General features: G+C 38.4%; 21 protein-coding genes and 1 tRNA gene. 5 read left to right on the top strand and 17 right to left on the bottom strand.

Annotation, left to right across the window (positions count from 1 at the left end; genetic code table 11):
- Positions 1 to 396: 396 nt before the first annotated feature.
- From IGI50_RS06065 to IGI50_RS06050, 4 genes are all read right to left on the bottom strand, one after another.
- Positions 397 to 1,473 (bottom strand): hypothetical protein, encoded by a 1,077-nt coding sequence (locus tag IGI50_RS06065; protein ID WP_438776469.1) that lies wholly within the window; start codon positions 1,471 to 1,473, stop codon positions 397 to 399.
- 462 nt (positions 1,474 to 1,935) lie between these two features.
- On the bottom strand, positions 1,936 to 2,805 hold the full coding sequence (locus IGI50_RS06060; protein ID WP_010744528.1) for a class II fructose-bisphosphate aldolase: 870 nt from the start codon (positions 2,803 to 2,805) through the stop codon (positions 1,936 to 1,938).
- A gap of 180 nt (positions 2,806 to 2,985) precedes the next feature.
- Entirely contained in the window at positions 2,986 to 4,596 is a 1,611-nt protein-coding gene (locus IGI50_RS06055) for a CTP synthase (RefSeq protein ID WP_010744527.1), read from the bottom strand.
- 189 nt (positions 4,597 to 4,785) lie between these two features.
- Entirely contained in the window at positions 4,786 to 5,235 is a 450-nt protein-coding gene (locus IGI50_RS06050) for a YueI family protein (protein ID WP_438776468.1), read from the bottom strand.
- 232 nt (positions 5,236 to 5,467) lie between these two features.
- Here IGI50_RS06050 and IGI50_RS06045 point away from each other — a divergent pair, with 232 nt between their 5' ends.
- Entirely contained in the window at positions 5,468 to 7,087 is a 1,620-nt protein-coding gene (locus tag IGI50_RS06045; protein WP_438776467.1) for a SulP family inorganic anion transporter, read from the top strand.
- Between the two features lie 65 nt (positions 7,088 to 7,152).
- Here the strand turns inward: IGI50_RS06045 and IGI50_RS06040 are convergent, their stop codons facing one another.
- The 7 genes from IGI50_RS06040 to rpoN form a co-directional block, all read right to left on the bottom strand.
- Positions 7,153 to 7,857, bottom strand: coding sequence for a hypothetical protein (locus tag IGI50_RS06040; RefSeq protein ID WP_438776466.1), 705 nt, complete (start codon positions 7,855 to 7,857; stop codon positions 7,153 to 7,155).
- A gap of 269 nt (positions 7,858 to 8,126) precedes the next feature.
- A complete protein-coding gene (gene eno, locus IGI50_RS06035) occupies positions 8,127 to 9,440 on the bottom strand; it encodes a phosphopyruvate hydratase (RefSeq protein WP_438776465.1) in 1,314 nt (437 codons plus the stop codon).
- Positions 9,441 to 9,556: 116 nt separating this feature from the next.
- Positions 9,557 to 10,312, bottom strand: coding sequence for a triose-phosphate isomerase (gene tpiA, locus IGI50_RS06030; protein WP_010744522.1), 756 nt, complete (start codon positions 10,310 to 10,312; stop codon positions 9,557 to 9,559).
- A gap of 299 nt (positions 10,313 to 10,611) precedes the next feature.
- Positions 10,612 to 11,802 (bottom strand): phosphoglycerate kinase, encoded by a 1,191-nt coding sequence (locus tag IGI50_RS06025; protein ID WP_438776464.1) that lies wholly within the window; start codon positions 11,800 to 11,802, stop codon positions 10,612 to 10,614.
- Positions 11,803 to 11,950: 148 nt separating this feature from the next.
- Positions 11,951 to 12,952, bottom strand: coding sequence for a type I glyceraldehyde-3-phosphate dehydrogenase (gene gap / locus IGI50_RS06020; protein WP_438776463.1), 1,002 nt, complete (start codon positions 12,950 to 12,952; stop codon positions 11,951 to 11,953).
- A 35-nt stretch (positions 12,953 to 12,987) separates the two neighbouring features.
- Positions 12,988 to 14,031 carry a sugar-binding transcriptional regulator gene (locus IGI50_RS06015; RefSeq protein ID WP_218257092.1) on the bottom strand — a complete coding sequence of 348 codons (1,044 nt, stop codon included), beginning with the start codon at positions 14,029 to 14,031 and terminating at the stop codon, positions 12,988 to 12,990.
- Between the two features lie 175 nt (positions 14,032 to 14,206).
- Positions 14,207 to 15,508 carry an RNA polymerase factor sigma-54 gene (rpoN, locus tag IGI50_RS06010; protein ID WP_438776462.1) on the bottom strand — a complete coding sequence of 434 codons (1,302 nt, stop codon included), beginning with the start codon at positions 15,506 to 15,508 and terminating at the stop codon, positions 14,207 to 14,209.
- Between the two features lie 52 nt (positions 15,509 to 15,560).
- On the opposite strand from rpoN, the gene IGI50_RS06005 reads away from it, so the two are divergent.
- Positions 15,561 to 15,632: transfer RNA gene (locus IGI50_RS06005), tRNA-Arg, on the top strand.
- 189 nt (positions 15,633 to 15,821) lie between these two features.
- Here IGI50_RS06005 and IGI50_RS06000 read toward each other — a convergent pair.
- From IGI50_RS06000 to IGI50_RS05990, 3 genes are all read right to left on the bottom strand, one after another.
- Positions 15,822 to 17,081 carry a cytochrome P450 gene (locus IGI50_RS06000; protein WP_438776461.1) on the bottom strand — a complete coding sequence of 420 codons (1,260 nt, stop codon included), beginning with the start codon at positions 17,079 to 17,081 and terminating at the stop codon, positions 15,822 to 15,824.
- 123 nt (positions 17,082 to 17,204) lie between these two features.
- The gene (gene rpoE / locus IGI50_RS05995; RefSeq protein WP_010744516.1) at positions 17,205 to 17,813 is read right to left on the bottom strand and encodes a DNA-directed RNA polymerase subunit delta; all 609 of its coding nucleotides are present in this window, start codon (positions 17,811 to 17,813) and stop codon (positions 17,205 to 17,207) included.
- Positions 17,814 to 17,886: 73 nt separating this feature from the next.
- On the bottom strand, positions 17,887 to 18,321 hold the full coding sequence (locus IGI50_RS05990) for a DUF1934 domain-containing protein (RefSeq protein WP_438776460.1): 435 nt from the start codon (positions 18,319 to 18,321) through the stop codon (positions 17,887 to 17,889).
- Positions 18,322 to 18,463: 142 nt separating this feature from the next.
- Between IGI50_RS05990 and IGI50_RS05985 the strand changes: the two genes are divergently transcribed.
- Together IGI50_RS05985 and IGI50_RS05980 are read left to right on the top strand one after the other, a co-directional pair.
- A complete protein-coding gene (locus IGI50_RS05985) occupies positions 18,464 to 19,276 on the top strand; it encodes a lipoate--protein ligase family protein (RefSeq protein ID WP_438776459.1) in 813 nt (270 codons plus the stop codon).
- Positions 19,266 to 20,615 carry an HD domain-containing protein gene (locus IGI50_RS05980; RefSeq protein ID WP_438776458.1) on the top strand — a complete coding sequence of 450 codons (1,350 nt, stop codon included), beginning with the start codon at positions 19,266 to 19,268 and terminating at the stop codon, positions 20,613 to 20,615. The genes IGI50_RS05985 and IGI50_RS05980 overlap by 11 nt, the downstream gene beginning before the upstream one ends.
- Before the next feature lie 18 nt (positions 20,616 to 20,633).
- On the opposite strand, the gene IGI50_RS05975 is transcribed toward IGI50_RS05980, so the two are convergent.
- On the bottom strand, positions 20,634 to 21,080 hold the full coding sequence (locus tag IGI50_RS05975) for an NUDIX hydrolase (RefSeq protein WP_438776457.1): 447 nt from the start codon (positions 21,078 to 21,080) through the stop codon (positions 20,634 to 20,636).
- A 137-nt stretch (positions 21,081 to 21,217) separates the two neighbouring features.
- Between IGI50_RS05975 and gloA the strand changes: the two genes are divergently transcribed.
- Positions 21,218 to 21,586 (top strand): lactoylglutathione lyase, encoded by a 369-nt coding sequence (gloA, locus tag IGI50_RS05970; RefSeq protein ID WP_438776456.1) that lies wholly within the window; start codon positions 21,218 to 21,220, stop codon positions 21,584 to 21,586.
- A 95-nt stretch (positions 21,587 to 21,681) separates the two neighbouring features.
- On the opposite strand, the gene IGI50_RS05965 is transcribed toward gloA, so the two are convergent.
- Together IGI50_RS05965 and IGI50_RS05960 are read right to left on the bottom strand one after the other, a co-directional pair.
- Entirely contained in the window at positions 21,682 to 23,043 is a 1,362-nt protein-coding gene (locus IGI50_RS05965; protein ID WP_218257085.1) for a TrkH family potassium uptake protein, read from the bottom strand.
- Positions 23,044 to 23,076: 33 nt separating this feature from the next.
- Positions 23,077 to 23,709, bottom strand: a complete 633-nt coding sequence (locus tag IGI50_RS05960) for a V-type ATP synthase subunit D (RefSeq protein ID WP_218257084.1) — start codon at positions 23,707 to 23,709, stop codon at positions 23,077 to 23,079.
- Position 23,710 lies beyond the last annotated feature (1 nt).

The following is a 23,710-nucleotide window of genomic DNA, read 5'->3' as shown; positions in this document are numbered from 1 at the left end:
AATTAATTATTTTGAAGTTTATAGACCATTATCCATTCTAGCATATTATTGCTTGTATAAAAAGGAAGCATTCTCAAATCACGTGAGAAAATAAGCAAGTTCTTTTCACTCAAGGATGTTTTTGATTAGTAGAGGACTATTTTTCATCTTCATCCCAAATGCTTGGGATATTTTATTAGATTTATTCAAATATTTTATTGAGAAATACCGTTTTCAAGTTTAATTGAAGATTTTTTTCTAATTAGGAACAGCAATAGTATCGTAAGATTAATCGGACGATTAAAAACCTGTAGATAGTTTTTTTTTGCGGAAACGATGCTAACTTTAATCGATGATTTCAAAGAATAACCTTCATAAATTCAGCCGAAAATCCACCTACCTTCACAGAAAGAAGGCCTATTTCCTCTTATTCCTCTTTCTATTCTTTTTCCCATTTATAGTATTCATCAGAGTTTTCTTTTTTTCCTCTTCAAGATACTTTTTATTTTTCGTTTTGCGGCCTTGGGACTTCTTTGGAAATAGGGAGCGGAAAGTTTTCTTCTCCTTTGTCTCAGTTGGTTCTTTTGTAGGGGCTGGTATTGATACTGCTTGATTCAAAGACTGATTGACAGAATCCAAAAGAGCTTCTTGTTCGGAGTCCTCCTCTTGAAGCAGCCGCAGGTTCGTCAATGTCGCTCCTTCTGGTAATTGCTCTTCGACAATCTTTTGCAGCTCCTCTGGGCTCAAATCCTTCAAGTCAATATCTGGCGGCAGAGAAATCCCTATTTCCTGTTCATTTTCATTTTGTTCAAGCTGCACAGCATCCGCCCATTGATGATCAGTACTATTTTCTTTTGATGATGCCTTTTTTGTTGCTCTCTTTTTCTCCCAAAGTGAGCGGCGAGTACAATTCATTAAATCAGAGTTTACTAGTTCGACAAAAAGACGAGTACCATCCTTTTCAAAAACTGTCAAAGTAGTCAAAAACTCCAAGATAGCCTGCCACTTCTTATCAGATATTTTTGGATCAGCATCGCGTAAGCTCCAAGTATGGGATTTCCCATCTCCTTTTAAGAAAATGGATATAAATTTATATTGCTTATTTTCTAGCTCATCGATTGGTGTGGTCTTTTCCAATAAAAACTTTTTATACTGATGGAGAGCCTCATCAACGGAAAGATAATCCTTCTTACGCTTGTACACTCGTTCGATTACTCTCTCCCAATCACTGCTTTTGAAATAATTCTTAAAAAAGGGAGCAAGCCTTCGAATAGTATCATTCGGGTCAGATCGTAGCAGAATCTCATGAATAACAGCTTCCAGCATTCCCGAAAAATCATTTACAGATAATGCGTTACGCAACAAAAGTGCAAACGCGTATTGTATTACCACTGTCGCATCCTTAGTCTCATCATAGTATTTTTCAATTCTAGCTTCCACTGTTGCTCTCTTCATTCCAAATATCTGGCGACTTGTTAATTTTACCATTGACATGCTGCATGCTCCTCACTATTCACAAATTATTTAACCGCTTTCAAAAAGCTTTTCTAAAACTAATATACACTAAAAGTAACTGAGATTTAGTGGCACTTCGCAAAACAATAACTCATTCTTTTTACTATTAATTTTAGAAAAGAGTTTGAAACTCATACCTTTTTTCTCCTTTATTCATTGTTTGCTTCTACCTATCATAAAGATCGCAAAGTCTTCATTTACATAAAAAAAACCGTCTTCTCATGCAACTTTGATGGTAAGTTCACCAATTCTTATTACTGAACGAACAATCGAGTTTAGACTCCTCGGCTTTTTTGTAACCATTTTCAAGGCAATGAGACTAAACAAAAGTGTTCAAAGATTGTTTTTATCAGGTTTCATAAGCCACTATCTTCTTTCCTTTTAAGGTAAAAAAAAAGACTGCCACAATTGACAGTCTTCAATCAAAATGTATGAATCAAATTAAGCTTTGTTTGCTGAACCGAACCAGTCAATGTGTTCTTCAGCATCTTTAACGATTGCAGCAACACCTGGTGCCAACAATTTACGAGGGTCAAAGCCTTTTCCTTCTTTATCTTTGCCAGCTTCGATATATTCACGAGTAGCTTTAGCAAATGATAATTGGAATTCAGTGTTAACGTTAACTTTAGAAACACCCATTGAGATTGCTTTTTGGATTTGTTCTTGAGGAATACCTGATCCACCGTGTAATACTAAAGGCACATCATTACCTACAGCATCAGCAATCGCTTGTAAGTGGTCAAATGCTAAACCTTTCCAGTTTTCAGGGTATACACCATGAATGTTACCGATACCGCATGCTAAGTAGTCAATACCTGTAGCAACCATTTGTACACATTCGTCGATGTCAGCTAATTCACCAGCACCGATGATTCCGTCTTCTTCACCACCGATTGAACCAACTTCACACTCTACTGAGATACCTTTAGCGTGAGCTTTTTCAACAACGTCTTTAGCCAATTTCAAGTTTTCTTCAAATGGAAGATGAGAACCATCAAACATGATTGAAGTGTAGCCAACTTCGATACATTCTAAAGCAGCTTCGTAGTCACCATGGTCTAAATGGATTGCAACTGGTACAGTGATACCCATTGAGTCTACTAAATCAGTGATGATATCTTTAGCAACTTTGTATCCGCCCATGTATTTCGCTGCACCCATTGAAGTTTGGATAAGAACTGGTGCTTTTTTAGCTTCTGCAGCTTTTAGAATAGCTTGAGTCCATTCTAAGTTGTTTGTGTTGAATCCACCTACTGCATATCCGCCTTTACGTGCAGCTTTTAAGAATTCTGCTCCTGATACTACTGGCATAAAAAATTCCTCCTAAGGTTTTTTACTATTTGGTTAAGCCATGCTTAACTAACGTGTTAATTCTATCAAAGTTTTAGCATCTTTGCTACTCCAAACCTTCCGATAAAACCTTTACATTTCAACTTTTTTGCTTTTCTTGTAAAAAAACTGAAAGGCGACTAGGCCTTTCAGTCAAATTTACTATTTTGCTTCTTTACTTTCTAATGACGCACCTACGAAAGCTTTGATCAATGGTTGAGGACGGTTTGGACGAGAAATTAATTCTGGATGGAATTGACAGCCCACAAAGAATTTATTTTCAGGAATCTCAACGATCTCAACTAAACGATTGTCTGGAGACACACCTGAGAAAACCAAGCCTTTGTCTTCAAATAATTGACGGTATTGATTGTTGAATTCATAGCGATGACGATGACGTTCTTGGATGACATCTTCGTTTCCATAGGCTGCAGCCGTTTTGCTGCCTTTTTTCAGCTTACATGGATACAATCCAAGACGTAATGTACCACCCAAGTTCTCAACATTTTCTTGATCTGCCATTAAATCAATGATGTTGTTTGCAGTGTCCGGTACTGTTTCAGCTGAATTAGCATCTTCTAGTCCAGCAACATTACGAGCAAATTCTACACAGGCCATTTGCATTCCTAAACAAATACCTAAGAACGGTACATCGTTCTCACGTGCATAACGAATCGCCTCGATCTTCCCTTCGATCCCGCGATCACCAAAACCACCAGGAACTAAAATACCATCCGCATCTCCAAGCATTTCTTCCACATTCTCACGTGTAACTTCTTGAGATTGAATCCACTCGATTTCAATATCAGAATCGTAAGCAAAACCAGAATGTTTCAAGGCTTCCACTACAGAAATATAGGCATCTGGCAATTCTACATATTTTCCTACCAATGCAATTTTTACTTTCTTTTTAAGATTCAAGACTTTTTCTTCAAGCGCTCGCCACTCTGTCATATCCGCAACAGGTACGTCAAGTTTCAAATGCTCACAAACAATTTGATCCATTCCTTGTGCTTGTAATGCCAATGGAATCGAATAAAGTGTTTCAACATCACGAGACTCGATAACTGCTTCTGGCGCAACATCACAAAATTGTGCAAGCTTGTTTTTAGTACTTTGTGAAATAGGTTGTTCTGTACGAACCACTAAAATATTTGGCTGAATCCCTAGACCACGTAATTCTTTTACGCTGTGTTGTGTTGGCTTTGTTTTCATTTCTCCAGCAGCTTTTAAGAAAGGAATCAATGTTGTATGGATATACATAACATTATCCGCACCCACTTCAGCCTTCATTTGACGCAATGCTTCTAAAAATGGCAATGATTCAATATCACCAACAGTTCCGCCAACCTCTGTAATAATGACATCAGAATCTGTCATTTTTGCAGCACGCATGATTTTTGATTTGATTTCATTCGTGATGTGAGGGATAACTTGGACTGTTGCCCCTAAGTATTCGCCTTTACGTTCTTTGCGAATAACTTCTGAATAGATTTTTCCTGTCGTTACGTTGGAGTATTGATTCAAGTTAATGTCGATAAAACGTTCATAGTGACCTAAGTCCAAATCCGTTTCAGCACCATCATCTGTTACAAAAACTTCTCCGTGTTGGTAAGGACTCATCGTACCTGGATCGACATTAATATATGGATCGAATTTTTGGATGGTAACTTTCAATCCCCGATTTTTAAGCAAACGACCCAATGATGCTGCCACGATCCCTTTGCCAATTGATGAAACTACGCCGCCAGTTACAAAAATATACTTTGTCATAAATGAAAAAACTCCTTCATACTAATTTGCAGGAAACGTCTAGAAAAAACAAAGAAAGCTCCCTATCCAATTTGAATAGGGAGCTGTGATTTCACTAAACACTTGACCCTTACTAAAAGGGTGCCCAAGCAGTATAATACCGACACTTTGGAAAAATGTCAACCGTAATTATTCGTTGCTTAATTTTCTTTAATCAAATAAACGACCAAAAAAGCTTTTCTTTTTCTCCGAAGGTTCTTTGTTATCTGAATTAGTTGAAGGATATTTTTCTTCAATGTCAATAATCTCTTCATTGACAGCATGATCTGTTACCAATAATAACCCGATACTATCTTCTGATTCAACTGTTGCATCATTTACGATCGTAAAATCAACTGAATTTTTAGACGCTAGTGCGATGAAATCCGCTTGTACTTTTTCATCTACAGCGCCATTGATCAATAATTTACCTTCTGGGTATTTTTTAATCTCAGTAATTAGATTTTTTTGGTCTTGCTGATTTTTCATCTCTCGTACCGTCATACTTGCAAAACAACGCTCACGAAAGGTTCCCAAATATTTTCGCTGTTCATCTGGATTGATTCGTGCTGCCCCAAAACGTCCTTTATCTAGATGTTGCTGCAATTCATCTTTTGCCATCTCTCTCACTTCCCTATAATAAAATTTCCTTTGGCTCCAGTATATCAAAATCGTCAAAAAAATGCTGAATCTCAGCCAAAAGTAATCAAAAACCAAAAGTTGGCTTGAAAACATAAGAAAACCATTGTACTTTTATTCTTACTCTTTTATAGTTAAAGATGGTTTTAAAAATTTTGTTAAAAGCCCGTTCATTTACGGGCTTTTGTGGTATTTTCAAAAAAAGGAGTGTTTTGTGATCAAGCGTTATACGAATTTGTTACAACAGGAGTTTCGCCATTACTCTAAGAGAAAACTTCAAAAGGATTTATTATCAGGTCTGACTGTTGCTGCTGTGGCATTACCCTTAGCTTTGGCTTTTGGTGTTTCCAGTGGAGCCGATGCAGCAGCAGGAATGATTACGGCTATTATTGCAGGCCTCGTTATTGGCACTCTTTCAGGCGGATTTTATCAGATTTCTGGTCCAACTGGTGCAATGGCTGCCATCTTAACTGGAATTATCGCTTCGCAAGGGTTAGCGGGTGTCTTAGTCGCCACCTTCATCGCCGGCATCCTATTACTGATAGCTGGATTGTTTAAGCTTGGAAGTCTCACTTCCTTCATTCCATCACCTGTAATTACAGGGTTTACTTCCGGGATCGCCATCATCATTGCTTTAGGACAGATTGATAACTTCTTCGGCACAACATCTAGTGGCGAGAGTGCTCTAGCAAAACTGATCAGCTACCGATCCGGTTTTTCCCCAGATTTTCCTACACTGATTTTGGGTATAATCGTTTTATTATTGTTGATCTTTTATCCCAAAAAATGGAATCAGGTCCTACCAGCTTCACTGGTCGCAATTATTCTAGCAACTTTTGCTTCTATTATTTTTAATCTGCCAGTCGCAAAAGTTGGCAAAATTCCCACGTCACTACTTACTAGCGAACGTCTTCATCTAGCAACTCTTAATCTCCCATTAGTAAAGCAATTATTTTTACCTGCGATTAGCATTGCAATGCTGGGTATGATAGAAAGCTTACTCTGCGGAGCTTCTGCCGGACGCATGACCGGAAAAGATCTCGACAGCAATCAAGAATTGATCGCTCAAGGAATCGGAAACATGCTTCTGCCTTTCTTTGGAGGGATCCCAGCAACCGCTGCGATCGCAAGAACCAGTGTGGCAATAAAATCGGGTGCGCAGACACGGTTAGCCGGAATTTTTCATGCACTCTTCCTATTTTTGTCGATGATTATTTTTGCACCGATCATGTCGCAAATCCCAATGGCCGCTCTTGCCAGTGTTCTACTTATTACAAGCTGGCGGATGCACGAATGGACGACCATTAGAACAATGTTCAAGCAGAAAAATCGGTCAGCGATTCTTCTATTCGTTGTAACTATGCTAAGCACGATCATTTTCGATTTGAGCATCGCAATCGTCATCGGTGTCATCTGCGGCTGTATTTTCTTTATCGCCAAAAGTTCGCGTATTTCTATTATCTCCGAAGAAATTGATTGGACAAGAATGGACCTGCCGCATTCTGAGGTTGGCTCTAATTGGGCAGTCATCTACATCACCGGTCCATTGTTCTTTATGTCAGCGAATCAGCTGAAAAGAGAACTGGATCAAGCCGTCGACAAGGAAGGGATCATCTTTTCACTTCGCGGTGTTCCAAGTATCGATTTGACTGCACGAGACACCTTTGCCGATTATTTCTCAGTTGCTGCATTAAACAATCAAAAATTGATTTTTACTTCGATGCAGCCTGAGGTGGAAAAACAGTTCCAGCAATTATGGGATAAACAAGTCCATCGTCCCATCCAGCATCCTACCGTTGCACATGCACTTCATGCATTGCATCAAGCATACTAAAACAGTCAAAAGAGCTGCGAGAAAGTTTCTCGCAGCTCTTTATTTCTGACTAATTTGATCCGTCACTATTCCATTTCTTCTAGTTGTTTGCGTCTTATTTCTTCTGTTTGCCTATTTAAATCATTCTCAGCCTGAGACAACTCTTCAAACGTCAAGATTCCATCATTATTCAGATCTGCTTGAGAAGTTTCTTCGCTAATCACTCGTTCACCGTTTGGCAAGACGCGAAGAACCGTGACAGCTGCTCCGCTAGGGCTTACCAACACCTTACCAACCTGATCATCCTTTTGAGGCTGTTCAGCTGACGCCTCCGGAGTTGCCGGTGCTGCCGACTGATTCGTTTCACTAGACGGTTGTGGTACCTCCACTTCACTGGAAGTCGAGGATTCTTCAGAGCGCAAATAACTCTTAGACGGCTCTATCTTAATCTTCTTTTCCGCCTCTACGCCGTTTACTTTCGAAGTCAACGTTAGTTCTTTCGTTTTTGGTTCGGTCAATTGGTACTCGATACGAAACAGACCATGTTCATCCGCAGTTTCCTTTTGATCATCCACAGAAACTGTCGCATTTGGATCAGTCGTACCAGTGATAATTGCTTTACCTAGTTCATCTGTTTCGAATGTTTTGAAACTAATAATTTCAAGTTTCTTTTTTTCTTCAGAAGAAGACTCTGAAATACTAGACACTCTCTTTTGCTCTTTATCTGTATTACACCCCGCCAACAAAAAAATACTCGCAGTAACAACCGCTAACCCAACAATCTTTTTCATAAATCCCTCCAAAGCTTAGTGTAGAATAACTCTCTTATCTCTTTTGCATCATTAAATTGATTATTTCTATTCTCCTTAGTAATTCAATTATAACAAAAGAAAACTTACTAAGAAATATATTCTTGGTTTTTTTACTCAGTAATAAGAATCTCATATAAAGAATAACGCAAAGGAGTCTGTCTCACTATTTTTAGAAATCTCTTCGTAAAAAAAGGCCGTGGTACAAAAGCACCACAGCCTTAATTCTTTATTTGTTTGTTCAACGCTAATTATTTACCGATGAATGGGTTGTTTTTTAAGTTGTAGAAAGATTTGATTCCTTTGTATTCTGCAACATCACCCAATTGGTCTTCGATACGTAATAATTGATTGTATTTAGCAATACGGTCAGTACGTGAAAGAGAACCAGTTTTGATTTGACCAGCGTTTGTTGCAACAGCGATATCAGAGATTGTTGAATCTTCTGTTTCACCAGAACGGTGAGATACAACTGCAGTGTAACCAGCTTCTTTAGCCATTTCAATAGCATTGAAAGTTTCTGTTAAAGTACCGATTTGGTTAACTTTGATAAGGATTGAGTTAGCAACACCTAAATCAATTGCTTTAGCTAATTTTTCAGTGTTTGTAACGAACAAGTCATCACCAACTAATTGAACTTTATCGCCTAAAACTTCAGTTAATTTCTTAGTACCTTCCCAGTCGTTTTCGTCTAAGCCGTCTTCGATTGAGATGATTGGGTATTTCGCAACTAATTCTTCGTAGAATGCGATCATTTCTTCAGTTGTTTTTTCGCCTTCGCCTGAATCAGCTAAAACGTAAACACCTTTTTCTTTATCGTAGAATTCTGAAGAAGCAGCGTCCATAGCAAGAACGATATCTTTACCAGGTACATAGCCAGCTTTTTCAATAGCTTCGATAATTACTTCAAAACCTTCTTCATTAGAACCAAGGTTAGGAGCGAATCCACCTTCGTCACCAACTGAAGTAGCAAGACCTTTAGCTTTTAAGATTGAAGCTAAAGCGTGGAATACTTCTGCACCATAACGTAAAGCTTCTTTGAATGTAGGAGCGCCAACAGGCATGATCATAAATTCTTGGAAGTCGATAGAGTTATCAGCATGTGATCCACCATTGATGATATTCATCATAGGAGTAGGCAAAACTTTTGTATTGAATCCGCCAAGGTAGTTGTACAATGGGATTTCTAAGAAGTCAGCAGCTGCACGAGCAACAGCGATAGAAACACCAAGAATAGCATTTGCACCTAGTTTACCTTTGTTAGGAGTGCCATCTAGTTCGATCATAGCAGCATCGATTGCAGCTTGGTCGCGTACGTCGTAGCCAATGATTGCTTCAGCAATAATGTTGTTTACATTATCAACTGCTTTAGTAACACCTTTACCGCCGTAACGAGCTTTGTCGCCATCACGTAATTCAACGGCTTCGTATTCACCTGTTGAAGCACCTGAAGGAACCATACCGCGGCCGAATGCGCCGTCTTCTGTATAAACTTCTACTTCGATTGTTGGGTTACCACGTGAGTCTAGGACTTCGCGTGCGTAAACGTCTGAGATAATTGACATGTTTTGTCTCTCCTTTAAAATTTGTTTTTGTAAATAGGGGTTATAAAACCCTTATAACCAATATTAGTGAAAATCGCGGGCAGTTGCAAACAAAAGCTGCAATTTTCGTTAAAAAATTATTTTGCGCCTTCAAGTAAAGCTAAGAATGAGTCAGCTTTCAAGCTTGCTCCGCCAACTAAAGCACCATCGACGTTTTCTTTTGCCATATATTCAGCAATGTTTTCTGGTTTTACAGAACCGCCGTATTGGATACGAACAGCTTCAGAAACTTCTTTGCCATAAATACCTTCAACTGTTGAACGAACAACGCCGCAGATTTCGTCAGCGATTTGTGCATCAGCAGATTTACCAGTACCAATAGCCCAAATTGGTTCATAAGCAATAACCATGCTTGAAACTTGTTCAGCAGAAAGATCTGCTAATCCAGCTTTGATTTGTCCTTCGATCCATTCAGCTGTTTTACCAGCTTCATAAGTTTCTAAAGATTCACCGCAACAAAGAATTGGCAACATACCGTTAGCAAAGATTGCTTTGGCTTTTTTGTTGATTTCTTCGTCTGTTTCATGGAAGTATTCACGGCGTTCTGAATGGCCGATGATTACATAGTCCACACCAAGATCCGCTAAAGCTGCAGGTGAAGTTTCACCAGTGAATGCTCCAGCATTTTCCCAGTAGCAGTTTTGAGCAGAGATTTTTAAATCAGTGCCTTTTGCTGCTTCAACTAATTCTTGTAAAAACAAAGCAGGTGATCCAATCACTGAATCTACTTTATCATTTGCAGGAATGTTGTTTTTTACTGCTTCTGCAAAATCTTTTGCTTCTGAGGCAGTTAAATTCATTTTCCAGTTACCAGCAATAATTGGTTTACGCATTTAGAAAACTCCTTTTTCGTATTAAGGTATTAATTTTTTTAAAAATTAATTTGATTCTCAAGCCGTATACCATCCAACTATACAGATCAATACTGTTCAATGAAGTTCCATCATGTGAATTTTTAACACATTGTGAAACTGCAAAAAGTTGGACTGGCATCCTTTTTCTTTTTGTCTAGCTTTATGAGCTAGCTCTTCTCAGCAGTAATAAATAAAAATTTTAAGAAACTTGAAGAGCAGTTTATCAAAATTTTAGCCTTATTGATCGAGAGCTGAACGAGCTCGTACCGCTTTCCTGACTATTTATCGTTGATTGCTGCAAGACCAGGTAATTCTTTACCTTCTAGTAATTCAAGACTTGCGCCGCCACCAGTTGAAATGTGAGTGAATTTGTCAGCAAAGCCAAGTTGTTCAGCTGCAGCTGCAGAATCTCCACCACCGATGATTGTAGTAGCATCTGTTAAGTTAGCGATTGCTTCGCAAACACCGATTGTTCCGCGAGCAAAGTTGCTCATTTCAAACACACCCATAGGTCCGTTCCAGACAACTGTTTTTGCACCTTCTAAAGTTTGTGCAAATAAAGCAATTGATTCAGGCCCAATGTCAAGTCCCATTTGTCCTTCAGGAACATCACCCGTATGTTCTTCTGTAGGTACGTCGTTTGAAAATTCAGCTGCTGTAATTGAGTCAACTGGTAAAACTAATTTGTCGCCAGCTGCTTCGATCAATTCCTTAGCCAAGTCTACTTTATCAGCTTCTACTAATGAGTTACCGATTTCCAGCCCTTTAGCTTTATAAAATGTATACGTCATTCCTCCGCCGATCAAAATTTTGTCTGCTTTAGGAATCAAGTTTTTAATTACGCCGATTTTATCAGAAACTTTCGCTCCACCTAAAATAGCGATCATAGGACGTTTAGGTTCTTCAACCGCTTCGCCGATGAATTTGATTTCTTTTTCCATTAAGAATCCAGCAACAGTTGGAATTCCAGTAGATGCAATACCTACGTTAGAAGCATGCGCACGGTGAGCAGTACCGAATGCATCATTTACGAAAACATCGCCTAATGAAGCCCAGTATTTACCAAGTTCAGCGTCATTTCCGCTTTCTTTTTTACCGTCAATATCTTCGAAACGAGTGTTTTCAAAGACAACTACGTCGCCGTCTTTCATGTCTGCAATTGCCGCTTCCAATTCAGAACCACGAGTTTCAGGTACAAATGTTACATTTTTACCTAATAATTCGCTTAAACGTTCAGCTACAGGTTTTAATGATTTGCCTGCTTTATCTTCTTCTGTTTTCACACGACCTAGGTGAGAGAACAAAATTGCTTTACCGCCTTGTTCTAAAATGTAGTTGATTGTTGGCAACGCCGCTTTAATACGAGTGTCATCCGTAATCACGCCATCTTTAACAGGAACGTTGAAGTCCACACGAACTAAAACTTTCTTGTCTTTCAAGTCAAGATCTTTAACTGTCATTTTTGCCATGAAAGAAAACCTCCAAATAGTTTTTTTAAATCTTTTCTATTATACAACTCTTTTCGAGAAAAGAGCCAATGATAAACTTACGAAAAAAACGGAGAAGCGCGTTGCTTCCCCGCCTTTTTTCAGACAATGTTGTTGTTTAAAATAATTCTTATAGTTTAGCGAAATATTCTAAAGTACGAACCAATTGAGCAGTGTATGACATTTCATTGTCATACCAAGAAACAGTTTTAACTAATTGTTGGTCGCCAACTGTCATAACTTTAGTTTGAGTTTCGTCAAATAATGATCCGTAAGTCATACCTACGATATCTGAAGAAACGATTTCGTCAGTGTTGTAACCGAATGATTCGTTAGATGCTGCTTTCATCGCTGCATTTACTTCATCAACAGTCACTTTTTTGTTAAGAACAGTCACTAATTCAGTTAATGAACCAGTTGCAACAGGAACACGTTGAGCAGCTCCGTCTAATTTACCGTTCAAGTCAGGAATAACTAAACCGATCGCTTTAGCAGCACCAGTTGAGTTAGGCACGATGTTTGCTGCAGCAGCACGTGCACGACGGAAGTCACCTTTAGGATGAGGTCCATCAAGAGTCATTTGGTCACCTGTGTAAGCATGGATAGTTGTCATTAATCCTTCAACAACACCAAATTCGTCATTTAAAGTTTTAGCCATAGGAGCTAAACAGTTAGTAGTACATGAAGCACCAGAGATAACTGTTTCGTCACCAGTTAAAGTTTCGTGGTTAGTGTTGTAAACGATTGTTGGAACATCGTTACCACCAGGAGCTGAGATAACAACACGTTTAGCACCAGCTGTTAAATGTTTTTCAGCAGCAGATTTTGAAGTGAAGAATCCAGTACATTCTAATACGATATCTACTCCTAGTTCTCCCCAAGGTAATTCTTCTGGGTTGCGGTTAGCAAGAACTTTAACTTCTTTTCCGTTCACGTTGAATGAACCTTCATGAACTTCAACAGTTCCGTTAAAGCGACCTTGAGTTGTATCATATTTTAACAAGTGAGCCAACATTTTAGCGTCTGTTAAATCGTTGATAGCTACAACTTCCAATCCTTCTACATCTTGGATACGGCGGAATGCTAAGCGTCCGATACGTCCAAATCCGTTAATTCCAACTTTTACTGTCATTTAAGATTTCCTCCTTATGGAATCAAAAAATATATTTATTTTAAAGGGGGGATCCCTTTTAAAATCTCGTTTGCAGCAGCTTCATCAGTGATGAGCCACGTTTGTTTCGGAGCATTTTTCATATATGCTGTAATGGCTTTTACTTTGCTTTTTCCACCAGCAACTGCGAGAATCGTCGGCATCTTCTGAATATCTTCTAAAGATAAGCCAATGCGCGGAACTTTATGGACGATCTCTCCATTTTCGTCAAAAAAGTATCCAAAAGATTCTGCAACAGCATTTTTTTGTTTTAGACGAACGATCTCATCTTCTGACATTTTTCGTCTAGCCGCCATATGAACAGCTCGACCAATACTGTGTACAACACAATTAGCCTCTTTAATCATCGCCAGGACACTTCTGATAGAGGGTTCTTTCAGCAATGTGTGATAGGCTTCCTCACTTAATTGTTCCGGTACATATAACGCGCGATGCTCTCCATGAGCATTCGCTGCCATTAATGCGCTGACTGAGTTAGCTTGGATTGACACTGCCTCCCCAATACCTCCTCGAGCTGGAACAAAAAGATTATGGCGCTTTGTTGTTTCTAATGGACTGACGTGTCTGGCTACTTCTGCCATCGTCGTTCCGCCCATCACTGCAATAATGTTTCGACCGTCTGGTAATTGACGCTGCAATGCCTCATCTACCAACTCGCCAAATTCACCGATTACTTTTTCTTGTTCATCACTGTTTCCAGAAACAATCAGGCAACGTTCGATCTTGAATAGTGTAGCAAGTTGCTTTTCTAACTGATCCATGCCGGTAAACTGTTCCATCAATAGTTCCAGATGTTGCAGTAAGCCTTCGCCTTTTTCAGTTAGCAACATACCACTCTTTGTTGCATCAATCAAACGCTGATCTCTAAGATAATCTGTCTCACTTCGCAATACCCGTTCAGTAAGTCCTAATGAATCAGCTAAGTTTCTTCGACCGATTGGTTGCATCCAAAAAATATTCTGCATAATACGATATCTTTTTTTTACAACCTCTAGCACATCAGGGGCGATTGCTTCAAGCACTCTTAATTCACTTAACAAAGGAATTCCTCCGTTGGACTTAAGTAGTCCCTCATAGACTTTTAGCGACCCATGAATGATAAAAAAAATGAAAGAAAGTCAAATTATTCATTTGAAATTGTTGATTTCTTACATGACAAAGTGTAACAGTTTTGAGGCGTCTACGCAAGGAAAAAGCCAAGTTTTTTTACTTGGCTTAATCAAAACGTTTTCTTTTGGATGAGCTTGGGATATTCAAAGCATCTCGATATTTGGCAACCGTACGCCGAGAGATTTTCTGGCCCTTTTCAGCAAGCAATTCTACAATTTTTTGGTCAGATAATGGTTTGCGTTTATCTTCTTGTTCAACAAATGAAGCAATCAACTGTTTGACTTCATCTGCAGAAGTATCTTCATCATTTACTTTATTGACAAAAAAGCTTCGCAGTTCAAATACACCGAAATCTGTTTCGATGTATTTCCCGTTCACTGCGCGGCTAATCGTTGATTCGTGAACATCTAATTCTTTCGCAACATCTTTCAGCATTAATGGTTTTAATGCTCCTTGTTTGTCTTCAAAAAAATGTGCTTGATGCTGAACGATGATTTTACCGACTTCCAAGATGGTATCTTTCCGTTGCCCAAGTGTCTTATTTAACCATTCAAACTGTTGGAGCTTTTCTTTTAAATAAGCTTTTGTTTCATCATCCGCTTGTTCTTTCAAACGATTAAAATAATTTTCTTGAAAGTTCAGACGTAGTTGGCCCCGCTTATTCGATAAAACAACTAGCTGATTCTCTCTTCTCACCAATGTCAAATCTGGAATAATGAAATTTGAATCCTGTCCACCGAAACTTGCGCCTGGAAATGGATTTAACGTTCGAATATAATCAAGAATTTTCTGTACCTGCGCTAAACTAATCTGATAAGACTTAGCAATTTGTTCAAACTTTCTTTTAGCAATTGCATCAAACGATTCCTCTAAGAGAAGATATGCTAAATCTGGTGCGTAATCATCCTGCTCTGTCTGAAGCATCAGGCATTCTTGCAAGTTCCTAGCACCTACCCCTGGCGGATCTAGCTGCTGCAACAGTGTCAATGCATCAAGGTATTGAAGATCGGTGGCTTTTAATTCTTCTTTCACTCGCTCCTCGTCAACTTTCAAATAGCCATTTACGTCAATGAACTCGACTAGAACTAACATAATTTCACGAATAAAGGTATCTCGATAATTTAGATGGATTTGGTTGATCAAATGTTCAAACAGAGAAACAGGATGATCGGCAATTTGTATGAACGATTCTTCCTTAACTGCTCCTCCATGCATCTGCATCAAGTCACTTTGAATTTTTGGTGCGACCACGTCAAATAGCGGATTCTCCAAAGAGACCGTTTCAACATAGTCTTGCAACTCCTCAGTATTAAATTGTAAAATTTGAATCGCTTGCTGCAATTCTTGCGTCATCGCCAATTTTTGAGTTTGTTGTTGCTTTTGCGAATAACCTTGTTGAAACTTCATAGACTTTCCCCTTGTTTTTTTAAAATTATATGCTAAACTAATATTCGTGCTTGCGCCCTTAGTGTAGTGGATATCACGTAAGATTCCGGTTCTTGAGACGGGGGTTCGATTCCCTCAGGGCGCGTACATTTACGACACTTCTCTTTTTGAGACGTGTCGTTTCTTTTTTTCGAATGCATTAGTATCTCTCCGTAAAGACCATTATACTTTTTTAACGGATACTTATCAATTTTGATTCTATTAATGCCTTAAACTAACGAAATAATTAAAATGAACCGCTCAAATAAGAATTCTATTTGAGCGGTTTTATTGATCAGTTCTTGATTAGTAAGGCCTTGCTTTTTGGAAAAGTTGGAAATTGATTCATTGGAATTTCCCAATCCTGTTCTGGTACAGAAAATTGATACTTATTCACTAATTGATCAGAAAAGACCCGCAGTGTATGCAGTGTTATCCATTCTCCTGCGCAACGATGCATGGCTTCAAATTTTCCTCCACCTTGGGCAATCATCTCATATTCTTCATCATAGGAAATATGTTTTTCCTTACCAAGATAACGAGAGATACGAAATGCTTCAGGTGTTTCAATCGTTCGCTTATCATGGTTTGTTCCATAAAGATCCAAAACTACCCAGCTTCCTGTAGGAATCAAATAGCCGTCAATTTCAACATCCTGTTTAGCAAAGGCAGGGAGCATTGGGAAGAAAGGATAATAACGACGCATCTCTTGAATAAATGAATCTTGCAATTTATTAAACTCTGCATGAAGCCTTTGGTAAATATCTGGTCTGCTAAATAAGGCATGACCCATTAATGCTACCCATACGGTCAAAGCCACAGTCGGACGAATCACGTTTAATAGTTCAACGGCAGCTACATCAATAGGTAATAGGTTGCCATTATCATCCTTTGCATTCGCAAAGGCATAAAGTGCTACATCCTCTTTTCCGGCAACTGGCGTTGTCCTTGCTTGTTCAATCAGTGACTGTGCCCATTTCTCTGATTTTTTGCGATTTTCTATTCCTTTAATATGCGTTGCAGGATTAGTTACAGCAGAACTAATCATTGAAATTTGATATTCAGCGAGTTGATCGATTTCTTCTTTGCTCATTTTGGATAAATCAATGCCTGCCCATTCACAGATTGATCGGAATAATACATCCTTAGATAGGTCAAACAATTCAAATTCACCTTGCTGACTATCTAATTTTTCAGATAAATTCTTATCTAAAATCCGATGGTACTCCTCCATTCTTTTTGGTGTCATTAAATCCATAAAGACAGTTTTTCTATTTTTGTGTGTCTCACCATCTAAGGTTTGAACCCCGTCTTCTCCAAATAATGTTTTCAAAACAACCTTTGGCATTGCACCTTCACGCTTAAAATTACTTGGATCATAAAATTTTCGAGCAGCTTCATTTCCATATACGGCAATGACTTCTTTGTTCAATAATTTTGCTTTGACAACCGGCGCACCAGCTTCTTTCCGCAATTCTGACAATAATAAATAGCCTTCATCCAATCGTTCTGTGACATCCGTTAATTTGATTTTAATTTCAGGTACTTTTTCCATGACGATCACCTTCCAATTTTCTTTCTAGTTTTATACTATCGTTTTTCTTAAGAAAGAACCAAAGGAAGCGCTTGTGAAGAATAAACTGAAAAAAATACGAAAAAAAGAATAGATCAAAATGATCTATTCTTCGTCTTCCTCGTCATCATCAAATTCATCGTCGTCATCATCGATCACGCTTAAATCATCTTCGATACCGCCTGGAACAACTTCTTCGTCATCTTCACTTGCATCAGCCCCAATTTCTTGTAAATCAGAGTTGTATGCTGCGATTTCGTCATCGTCGTCATCATCGTCATCGTCGATTTCATCATCGTCGTCATCAACCAATAGATCCGTGTCTTCAGGATCATCATCGTTGTAGTCAATTGCATCTTCATCATCATTAATGAACGCATTAACCTTCTTACGTTTTTTGCGACGTGGTTTATCTTCTTCTTCATCTTCTAAGCCATGGTTCACTTCTTCATCGATTGAATCGATTGCATACCATGAGCGTAATCCCCAGCGGTTATCCCCTAAAGAAATAAAACTTCCATCAATATTCAAATCGGTATAAAATTGGGCTAATGCATCACGAATTTCACTGTCTGATTTGCCAAGATAGTTTTGGATTTGATTCACTAAATCCGAAAAATCCATTACATCGGCGCGTTCTTCCAGAATTGCGTGTGCCACTTCAATCATTGATAATTCATCTTTGTTCAAACCATCAAAAATACTAAGTTCCAAGTATGACACGTCCTTTCAAAGTCTACTCCTTATCATACAAAATCGACAGCTAAAAAGCAAACCTTTCTTACGCTCAAGTAGTAAATTCTAGTATTAAGTGATAGTCCCCAACTTTTTCTTCTTTCATATACAATGCATAATCAATTGTAATAATTCCTGAGAACGGTCGATCCTTTAAACTTACATGTAAATTTTTTGCATAAGTCGAAATCATAAAGATTCCAAAGGGCGTTTTATACGTTGTATCCATTTTCTCACGATAAGCAAAACGCATCCGCATCCTTGCCTCGCCAGAGCGAATCAATTGTACTTGCGAATCGGGGGTAACTTTTACCGTAACGGGAATTTCTTGTCCATCCGGTTGAATTTCCTTATAACGAATGTACAAGGTATCCCCCATTTTAACCACTTGACCAGGGAGGTCGAATACGAAATCTTCCGTCTCATTATTTTGAGTGACTTTCGTTTGAACGTTTATTTTTGCGGGAATGCCTTCATTAATTTTCACAGAGCTTCCACTCCTTCCACTATTTATTTTTGTCGGTTTTACTTTTTTTGTCAACTACTTCTGCTTTTTGAGTGGCTAAATTACTTGTTTTCACTTTTTTGTTTATAATAGAGAAGAAAAGATAGAACGAGAGGAAGATTCGATGAAAAAAGCATTGCTATTTGATCAAGGGATGCTTTCAAAAGATAGTTTATTTACCCCCTTTGCCCTAACAGACGTGTTTACTGAATTCAGCGGCGAGCAAGATCAGCCAATCATCCATTTTTGGCAGTTGCCTCAGACGTTAATCTTAGGGATGAAAGATAGTCGCGTGACTCATTTTAACGAAGCGTTAAAAACGGTTCATAAAAAAAAATATCATCTACTGTTGCGCAATGCAGGAGGATTAGGTGTAGTCAGTGATTCTGGAATTTTGAATGTTTCATTCATTTTGCCAAAAGATACGGTTACCACTTTATCAATCGATGATGGCTACGGAGCAATGGTAGACTGGCTGAGACAGACTCGTTTTGGAAGCTTAGGGATAGAAGTTGGTGAAGTTACAGATTCATATTGTCCAGGAAAATATGATCTCTCAATTAATGGAAAAAAAATTGCGGGCATTGCCCAAAGGCGTGTAAAAGATGGCGTGGCAATAATGATGTATCTCAGTGTAGACGGCGACCAAAACATCAGAGGCGAGCTGGTGCGCGATTATTATAGAAGTGGATTACAGGAGCAGTTTGGCTCTCTCGGCTATCCACCTGTTAGGCCTGAAAGCATGACAACATTAAATGACTCAGCAGCATTTGATGTATCGATCGATCTAGTAAAGAAAGAATTATTACAAGCAATGCCTTATAGTGACCAAACAAGTTTCCTATCAGAATTTTACCAATTAGAAGAATATCAACGTCGTATTGAAAATATGCGGCAACGCAACATGATTATTCAGGAGGTACTCAATGACTTATAAATATCAAATGCTCCCATTGGAAAAAGTATTTCGTGATCCGGTGCATAATTATATTCATGTACAGCATCAAGTAATACTAGACTTGATCAATTCAAAAGAGGTACAAAGATTACGACGTATTAAGCAGTTAGGAACAACGTCCTACACTTTTCATGGTGCAGAGCACAGCCGCTTTTCTCATTCACTAGGAGTCTACGATATCACGCGCAGAATCTGTGATATTTTCCAGCGAAACTACTCTAAAGAAAAATATGGTAAAGATGGCTGGGACGATTCCCATCGGTTAGTCGCGCTATGTGCTGCATTGCTGCATGATGTTGGTCATGGTCCTTATTCTCATACATTTGAGCATATTTTTCATACCGATCACGAAGCATTAACCGTCGCCATCATTACTTCACCTGAAACAGAAGTATTTCAAATTTTAAATAATGTTGAAGAAGGTTTCCCAGAAAAAGTTGCAAGTGTGATCACTAAAACTTACGAGAATCCTCAAGTTGTTCAAATGATCTCTAGTCAAATTGACGCCGACCGAATGGACTATTTATTAAGAGACGCCTATTATACAGGAACTGAATATGGAACATTTGATTTAACTCGAATTTTGCGTGTCATTCGTCCTTATGAAGGTGGTATTGCTTTTTCCATGAATGGGATGCATGCTGTTGAGGACTATATCGTCAGCCGCTATCAAATGTATGTCCAAGTATATTTTCACTCAGTCTCACGCGCGATGGAGGTGCTATTAGAGCATCTACTTGACCGCGCACACGAATTGTATCAAGAAGATGCGGAGATTTTTTCCTTCCATTCGCAATTTTTGATTCCTTTTTTAAGGCAAAACTTTTCTTTAGAAGACTATTTAAAATTGGATGATGGTGTCTTGAACACCTACTTTGCTCAATGGATGGATGAACAAGACTTAATTTTAAGTGACCTAGCTTACCGGTTTTTAAATCGTAAACCTTTAAAATCGATTACCGTTGATTCTAGTGCTAATCCTTTACTGACTGAAATGAAGGGATTAGTCGAAAAAGCTGGCTTTAACCCTCGTTATTATACGGCGATCAATTCAAGCTATGACCTGCCTTATGATCTTTACCACCCAGAAAAAGGTAGTCATCGAACACAAATTGAATTGATGCAAAAAGATGGATCATTAATCGAATTATCAAAGGCAAGTCAATTAGTCTCAGCGTTAACTGGTCAAGGACAAGGCGACGTTCGTTTCTATTATCCAAAAGAAATGACACAACAAGATAGTAAAAATTCTGATTTATTCGATGATTACTATCAAGCATTTGCTAACCACATTCGGAATGGCGCGTTAATAGAATAAATAGAAAAAACTTTCTGATCACTCAGAAAGTTTTTTCTTCAACCATTCTTTCACGGCCCATTTGTGACTTCCGCGTTTTAGTAGTTCAATGGCTGTTTGCGGAGACTCCCAACTACTGTTATTTCCTTCTTCTAAAGGTGCAGAAACTTGCTTCCAATTTTTTGTAGCATAGAAATAACCTGGATTATAAAAAAAGGTTCCACGATGGCGAGAATAAAAGTATTCATCTGCCTGCCCTAAATAATCTGACAGATCCACTTCAAAACCTAGTTCCTCCATCATTTCACGCTCGATAGCTTCTTCTTTTGTTTCGTTTCCTTCGATTTCTCCTCCAGGTAAAAAGTATGCACCATTAGGAGCTTGTATAAGTGCGATTTTTTCATCCTCATTCATTAAAATCGCATAAGCTGCATAACGAGCTTGGTAGTCCTTTTCGGCTTCTTTTACGCCAAACACTGGGATCATTCGTGTCCTCCTGCAAAATGTATTTACTCGTTAGTTTACATTAAAAAAAACTCATAAACAACCACTGAGCATAATTACTGGCAAATTGATTTTTTATGTTATCATAAACTTACTAATTAATAGGAGGATACTTATCTATGAAAATGGCACATACTTGTGTTCGAGTAAAAGACTTAGACGCATCAGTAAAATTCTATCAAGAAGCATTCGGTTTTGAAGAATCTCGTCGTCGTGATTTTCCAGATTCAAAATTTACTTTGGTTTATCTAACATTACCAGGGGATGATTACGAGTTGGAGCTTACCTATAATTATGATCATGCCGCTTATGAATTAGGCGATGGCTATGGACATATTGCAATTCGCTCAGAAGATATTGAAAAACTTCATCAAGAACAAAAAGCGAAAGGCTTCAATGTAACTGACATGAAAGGCTTACCTGGAACCGATCCTTCTTATTACTTCATTACAGATCCAGATGGCTATAAAATCGAAGTTATTCGTTAACACAACAAGAGAGTCCACTGTTAAAAGTGTGGACTCTTTTTGATTTTCTTTAATATGAAAAAAACGTTCACTGGAAAATTCCAATGAACGATTTTTTAGCCAATTATGACACTCTCTTCTGGAAGTTTATAATGTCCACCATTCGCTTTCTTCATTAAACGCATAGTCAGTGAGAAGCCCACTGTTAAAATACCGACTCTACCAATATACATTAAGGCAATAATTAAAAGTTTTCCCATTAAACTTAAACTCGGGGTCAAGCCCATTGTAAGACCAACTGTGCCAAAAGCGGAGAAGGTCTCAAATAGTAAATACTCAATCCCCCGAAAACGTGGAAGTACTTCTGTAACCGACATGACCATTGTTACCGCAATACATAAGGTCAACGTAATGAAAAAAAGTGTAAGTGCTCGTGAAACAACTGACGGTCTAATCGTGCGGTGAAACGCTTCTGCGTGTACCCGTCCTTTCAACATAGAAATTGTTTGAATGAGCAATACACCAAATGTTGTTGTTTTTAGCCCTCCTGCTGTTGATCCAGAAGTTCCTCCAATGAACATCAAAACAATTGTAAATAAGATCCCCGCTTGACTGACATTCCCATAATCAACAGAAAAATATCCCGCGGTCCGAGCGGTTACTGACATGAAAAGCATATTCGCAAAACGATTGATTGGCGATGTATCATTAACAATAAAACGCCCCCCTGATTCAGAAATATAAAAAACAATGGTTCCGAAAATTAGCAAACTAATTGACACCGTTAAAGCCAACTTACTATGAAGACTTAATTTCTTAGTTTTACGAAAGGCCATCAAATCCTGCCAAACAATAAACCCTAGTCCACCAGCAATGATTAATCCCGAAATTACCAATAACACGTACGCATTTCCTTGAAAACCAACCAGGCTATCACCAAATAAATCAAATCCAGCATTACAAAATGCCGAGATAGAATGAAAAATAGCATACCAAATACCTTTTCCAATTCCATAAGTAGGAATAAAATCAACTGCCAATAAGATTGCTCCTAGCAGTTGAAAACCGATTGCAAAACGTAAAATATAGTACATCAGCTTAATCACGCCAGATAGACCATCTAGGTTCAAGGACTCACTAATAATAATCCGCGTCATCAAGCCCACCTTTCTTTTCATAACTGCAAAGAAAATAAAAGGCATCATCATAAATCCTAGTCCACCAACTTCAATCAGACCTAAAATGATTAGTTGCCCACCCATATTCCAATGTTCACTGGTTGTCAACGTCGTTAGTCCAGTAACACAAGTTGCCGAAGTTGCTGTAAATAAGGCATCTATAAACGGAGTACCTTCTCCTGAGTTTGTGAACATAGGCAAGGTTAACAATACACTCCCAAATAAAATGATTCCTCCGAAACCCAAAGCAATAAATTGAATAGGGTGGATTTTAAACGGCCAACGTTTTTCTTTATTCATAGATTCCTACCTTCAAAAAAAGGCACTACTTTCTCAAGTAGTACCCATATTTTTAACTTTAATCATGCGAGTCACTTCAGCACGTTCATTTTCTTCCAGTTTCATTTGGATAAAGTAGATGGTTTCTTCTAACTGTGGAATCGTCATATATTCCAGTGCATTCACACGACGACGCGTCTTCTCAATTTCTTTTGCCATTAATTGACACGTTTTTTCAATCTCAGTTAACTCTAGTAATTTTGGTAAAACTTCGGTGAATTTTTGTATGCTCTGATCGAGGTCATCATTGGAATTCAAGAAACCATATTCCAATGGTCCATCTGATAATTCAGATTCGTGCTGAAAATTCATTATCGGCACCTTCACGCTCATCACATCTTTTTCGATCACATCAAGAGATACACGCTCTTTAGGAACAGCTAACAATTCTTCAATATACTTATCATTTAATAATGCATCTGCTACTGAGAAACTCTTCATTGCCTGCTGCAGTTCTTCCTCAACTTCCGCACGCATTTTGTTGTTCTTTTTGACCAATAGGATAAAACGCCGCATCAACTCATCCTGCTTGTCCTTTAAGAGTTTATGTCCACGGCTCGCAGTTGTCAACTGCTTTTTTAAACGTGTGAGCTCCATCCGGGTTGGATTGACATTTAATTTCACCATA

This window comes from Enterococcus sp. DIV0170, assembly GCF_051710765.1.
Taxonomy (GTDB): Bacteria; Bacillota; Bacilli; order Lactobacillales; family Enterococcaceae; genus Enterococcus_A; species Enterococcus_A raffinosus.
Note: the sequence above shows the minus strand (reverse complement) of the source record. Positions and strands in the feature narration are given on the sequence as shown.